This is a genomic window from Mycobacterium sp. (genome assembly GCF_050701675.1).
In the GTDB taxonomy this organism is placed as follows: Bacteria; Actinomycetota; Actinomycetes; order Mycobacteriales; family Mycobacteriaceae; genus Mycobacterium.
Window position 1 is genome coordinate 1 of sequence record NZ_JBOGDD010000361.1, and the last position, 4,665, is coordinate 4,665.

Here is a 4,665-nt window from a genome sequence, read left to right on the forward strand (position 1 = left end):
CGTTACTAACTGATTTCACCGCGTTGCGTGAGCTGATCCTCAACCAATTGCCTTGTCGCAGTGATCCTCCGACGCGGCATCTCGCAGGCGCCCACCTCAATTTGCCGCGCGCCTTCCGCTGATGCGACCGCCTCATCCGCCATTGCAACCGCCAGCGTGGGCCCAAGTCGCCTTTGTGACGTACCAACGGCACGGTCACTACAAGCGGCGCATTGCTCGACGCACCATCAACACATGGCTAGTTCACCGATACACCAGCCCACCAACAGCGACACCGCCGCCGACACCGCCCGACACGACGTCACGCATGCGGGTTCGGCTGATCCGCCGACGCGCAGCCTTAGCCAGCTTCGATCGGCACCCCACAGCACCACCGTGTCGCACTGAACCGAGTCGTAAATGAGGCATTAATTGCGGTCGGTGAATCCACCGATGTCCAGGAGCTGCCGGTATGTCGCGCTAGGCAGCTCGATGGCCGCCGGGCCGGGCGCACAACCCCAGTTGCCGCGCCCGAACCCAGGCCTGACTGTGAACGTCGGCCGGGTGGAAGCGCTCCGCGAGGACGGTTGTGTGAGACATTCTGGACTTTCGTCGTTCGTTGCGGTGGTTGGACTCTGGGCCCTACGAGGGATTGAATCCGATCGTCATGATCGCAGCCACCTCGGCAATGATCGCAGCCGATTCGGCAAATGTCGTCACGGCTGGCGGCCAATCGGTACACCTGCTACCGGGAAACCTCGCGCACCAAACAGTATTGCGCGAACACGTCGGCATAAGCATCTGGTGGTCACCATCGGGAACTGCACACTTGTCGGAGTCTTAGCCGGCCTGCAGTCTGGCCCGGATGCTAGCCAGCCGTTCCAGCAGTTCTATTTCATCAAGGACCCCAACGGCCACCAAGGAGTGGGCCAGCGAAATCAGCTGACCCTCGGGATGGCGCAGCTTTGAGCCGGGTCATCAGGTGCCAGCTGGCCGTCGTGGAAAATCAGGTATGGCGGCATTCAGTCGCGGAAGACGGCGAGATGGAAAGGGCGGTCGGCGGGTTCGCCCGTAGGGGCATAGAGCCCCGAAGCTCGTCTTCCCATAAAATGGTGTAGTCGCCGACGCCCGTGCGTTCACACTTGACGATCCGGTAACCACGGGCAATTGCGCCGTCCGCGCCAATGACACAGGCCAGCCTGCCTTCGAAGTCGGACATCCTTCCATCCTTCCACTTTTGTTGATGCATCACGGTTTTCATATACGTCTGGGCTTGGCTGCCGCGGTCTCAGGAGCATTCCGAGGTGGCCGACGCCGCCGATTGTCACGTTCTCCACCTCGGCGTGGGCGGGTACCGACCGGCCGCCGGGTACGACGACCATGTCGAGTGTTGCCGTGTTTGCCAGCCACCGCGCGCCTTCGGGTAATGGCGCGGAGGCGAGTCGGCGCAAGAGTGGCGAACCTTCCCGCAGCGCCGGACAACCGCCCGAAAGCTCCACTGTGATACCCCCCGCTAGCGGGGGGTATGGATGGGTGACAGCGGCGACGACATACATGCACTGGAGTGCGAGTGTGGAACACGCCCCGATCAGGGCGATCGTCGAAGGAGTGCCGCCATGCGAATCGGATTGAAGTTCATCACACCGCTGGTCGCAGCGGGCGCTGTCGCGGCAGCGATGGCGGCCGCGCCGATGGCGGCTGCCGATTCCACCCAGGCTCAGCAGACCTGCAATCAGAGCGGCCCGGGAACCCAATGCCAGTCGCCGGGCAATGTTCAGTTCAATGACGCCCCATCACCTGTTCAGTTCTACCCGTACGGGGGCGAGTCCGGTCTGCTCGGCGGCGGCGGTGCACGCCCGTAGTGGTCAACGACCGTCGGGTCAGCTGGCAGTGCGACCCGCAACACGTACACCGGCAGGGCCACCATCGAAGGAGTACAACCGTGCGAGTCAGATTGAAGTTCATCACACCACTGCTGGCGGCCGGAGTCGCCGGTGCGGCGATCGCGGCGGCTCCGATGGCAGCTGCCGAACCCGCCCCGGTTGAGCCGCCACCAGTTGCCACTGCACCGGCGTCCAATAGTGAACCAACTCGGGTGGAACAGTCCTGCAACAACTTGGGCGGCACGCAAACTCAATGCCAGTCGCCCGGCAATGTTCAGATCTACGACGCGCCTCCCCAGGTTAACTATTTCCCGTTGGGGGACAGCTAATTCGGTCGAGTCGTGGTCAAGAACACCTCGACGATGTCGGGGGCGGCGTCGGGATCCACGATCTCGTACCCTAGCGTCGCTACATTGGAATCGAGGTATTTCCGCGCTGCGACAGCTGTTTTCGCGTCGTGGCACAGGGCTGCTCGGACATCGCTCACCTTGTTTGCAGCGATCGTGACGCCGACACCATTTCCGCACAGAGCGATGCCGTACGCAGCGTCACCGTCTGAGACGATCCGGGCGACACCGAGCCCGACATCCGCCCAGCCGAGTCCGCTGATTTGGACAACGTCGTGCCCGAGCCTTGCGACACGACGAACGATCGCGTCAGATACTTCGGTGGCCTGCTCGGCACCGACCACGACTTTCATGTCCCGCCATTGGCGAAGTGCGGCAGCACTTCTTCGGCGAACAACTGCAGCTGGTCGAGGTCGGTGAGGTCGAAGAGCTGTAGGTATACCCGCTCGGCGCCTGCGTCGTTGAAGACGGCAAGCCGATCGATCGCCTCCGTGGGAGAGCCGCACAGCCCGTTCGCGATGATGGTCGTCGGATCCTCGCCAACTCGATCGTGGAGTGCGGCCGTCCGCCGCTCGATGTCGGCCTTCCTGGTACCGACACACAGCGTCACCGCAGCCGAGAAGGTGATCTCCGCGGGGTCACGTTCAATGCGTTCGCAGGCGTGTCGGACGCGGTCGTAAGCCTGGGTGCAGGCGGCAGGTCCGACGCCGTCGATGTTGTATTCGTTTGCGTATCTGGCCGCGAGTGCTGGTGTGGGTTTGAGGCCGTGCCCACCAATGATGATGGGCGGATGGGGGGTTTGGGCTGGACGGACGAGGGCGGGGTAGTCCTGGACGCGGTATTGCTTGCCTTCGTAGCTGTAGAGCTCCCCCAGTGGTGCGGTCCATAGGCCGGTGATGAGTTCGAGTTGCTCCTCGAGGCGGTCGAAGCGTTCGCTAATCGATGCCAAGGGAAAGTCAAGTGAATAGTGTTCGGGGGGATAGGATCCCGCGCCGAGGCCGAGTTCTATGCGGCCGTCGCTCATGGCGTCGATCTGCGCGACGATGATGGCGAGGTGGGCGCGCGGCACCTGCCGGCACCCTCCGCTGCGACGGACCCAGTCAGACGTGAGGCCGACTCTGCGGGTGTCTAGCCCGCGGCGTCGCTGCCCGTAGCGGCGCCGATGCGCGGTGTCCAGGGACGGCGACCATTCCCGCCGATCACGGCATACAGGGAGCTGATGTATCGAAACATGCACGCTCCTCAAGAGGTATCGACCAGAGCATCGGCGTCGACGGCCCCAATCAGCCAACCTCCCGGGCTTTTATCCCGCCGTGGAACATTGTTGCCGACGATCAGCTGGTGCTGACGTCAACCGCAGTGCCTCGCCTCTCGGTCCAGACCCGTTGCCGACGGAACCCTAGGCGCGCCTCGAATACTCGAGTCGCTGCCGAAGTTAGTGACGAAAAGTTTCGGCGATATCAAACCGTATTTCCGTTGCGTTAAGTCTTTGCGAACCGGGCCGGGATTATGCGCGGTGTATCCGCGCGACTTCGAGGGCTGCCGAAGCAGGATGACGACGACGGGATTCAGATCTAAGGTGGAAATGGAAAGGGGTGATTAGACGTGCTCGCAGTCCTCCATCCGGGTGCCATGGGCGTGGCCGTGGGCGCCTGCCTGGTGGGTGGCGGCCACGAGGTCGGATGGCTGCGGACGGGTCGAAGCGCAGCGACATCACAGCGCGCCGAGCAGGTGGGGCTCACTGCGTTCGACGGGTTGGCCGAACTACTGGCTCACACCGACGTCGTGTTCTCGATCTGCCCGCCGCACGCGGCGCTTGAGGTCGCGGGCCAGTTGGCGGGATTCCGAGGGATCGTGGTGGACGCCAACGCTGTTAGCCCTGAGACGTCCACGCACGTCGGTCGCATCGTGACTGCCGGAGGTGCTCGTTACGTCGACGGCGGCATCATCGGGCCGCCGCCGACCACGACGGGAACGACCCGGCTCTACTTGGCCGGTGACGACGCAACTGTCACTGGCCTATTCGCCGGCTCTGCGCTCGACGTGGTCAATCTGTCCGGTGCGGCGCCGGCTGCGTCGGCGCTGAAAATGACCTATGCGGCTTGGACCAAAACCACTGCGGCATTGTTGGTTTCGATCCGACGCACTGCCGCTGCCCTCGGTGTCGAAGACGACCTCGTGAAGGAATGGGCGATGAGCCAACCGGGTCTTCCGGAGTCGTGGCTGCGGGCTCGACGACAGAGTGACGAGAAGGGTTGGCGGTGGTCGTATGAGCTCGCCGAAGTGGGCAGGACCTTTGCCGCAGTGGGTGAACCCGAAGGGTTCGGCGCTGCTGCCAGCCAGGTGTTCGCCGCATTGGTCGATGGCGGTCCGCCAGTTGACCGTACGCAGCAGCCTGTGAGCGACCCATAGAACGTGGGCACCCGCCGTGGTCAGCGCAATAGATGTGCGATCAG

Annotated in this window: 5 protein-coding genes and 1 pseudogene; 2 read left to right on the forward strand and 4 right to left on the reverse strand. The window is 63.4% G+C overall.

What is annotated here, in order from left to right:
• Positions 1-819: 819 nt before the first annotated feature.
• Positions 820-942, reverse strand: a pseudogene (locus tag ACRDUX_RS10600) (thiocyanate hydrolase); the annotation flags it as partial.
• 43 nt (positions 943-985) lie between these two features.
• Complete coding sequence (locus ACRDUX_RS10605; RefSeq protein ID WP_526413641.1) at positions 986-1,198, reverse strand: hypothetical protein; 213 nt, start codon at positions 1,196-1,198, stop codon at positions 986-988.
• 397 nt (positions 1,199-1,595) lie between these two features.
• Here ACRDUX_RS10605 and ACRDUX_RS10610 point away from each other — a divergent pair, with 397 nt between their 5' ends.
• The gene (locus ACRDUX_RS10610) at positions 1,596-1,841 is read left to right on the forward strand and encodes a hypothetical protein (protein WP_526413643.1); all 246 of its coding nucleotides are present in this window, start codon (positions 1,596-1,598) and stop codon (positions 1,839-1,841) included.
• Positions 1,842-2,187: 346 nt separating this feature from the next.
• Here the strand turns inward: ACRDUX_RS10610 and ACRDUX_RS10615 are convergent, their stop codons facing one another.
• Both ACRDUX_RS10615 and ACRDUX_RS10620 read right to left on the reverse strand, forming a co-directional pair.
• The gene (locus tag ACRDUX_RS10615; protein ID WP_526413645.1) at positions 2,188-2,562 is read right to left on the reverse strand and encodes an RpiB/LacA/LacB family sugar-phosphate isomerase; all 375 of its coding nucleotides are present in this window, start codon (positions 2,560-2,562) and stop codon (positions 2,188-2,190) included.
• Complete coding sequence (locus tag ACRDUX_RS10620) at positions 2,559-3,278, reverse strand: LLM class flavin-dependent oxidoreductase (RefSeq protein ID WP_526413647.1); 720 nt, start codon at positions 3,276-3,278, stop codon at positions 2,559-2,561. Before ACRDUX_RS10620 ends, ACRDUX_RS10615 begins: the two co-directional genes overlap by 4 nt.
• A gap of 536 nt (positions 3,279-3,814) precedes the next feature.
• Here ACRDUX_RS10620 and ACRDUX_RS10625 point away from each other — a divergent pair.
• The gene (locus ACRDUX_RS10625; protein WP_526413649.1) at positions 3,815-4,621 is read left to right on the forward strand and encodes a DUF1932 domain-containing protein; all 807 of its coding nucleotides are present in this window, start codon (positions 3,815-3,817) and stop codon (positions 4,619-4,621) included.
• Positions 4,622-4,665: the final 44 nt, after the last annotated feature.

Excerpts from the sequence above, each read along its gene's own strand:
- ACRDUX_RS10615 (WP_526413645.1), bottom strand. The coding sequence starts at position 2,562 with ATGAAAGTCGTGGTCGGTGCCGAGCAGGCCACCGAAGTATCTGACGCG.
- ACRDUX_RS10605 (WP_526413641.1), bottom strand. The coding sequence starts at position 1,198 with ATGTCCGACTTCGAAGGCAGGCTGGCCTGTGTCATTGGCGCGGACGGC.
- ACRDUX_RS10610 (WP_526413643.1), top strand. The coding sequence starts at position 1,596 with ATGCGAATCGGATTGAAGTTCATCACACCGCTGGTCGCAGCGGGCGCT.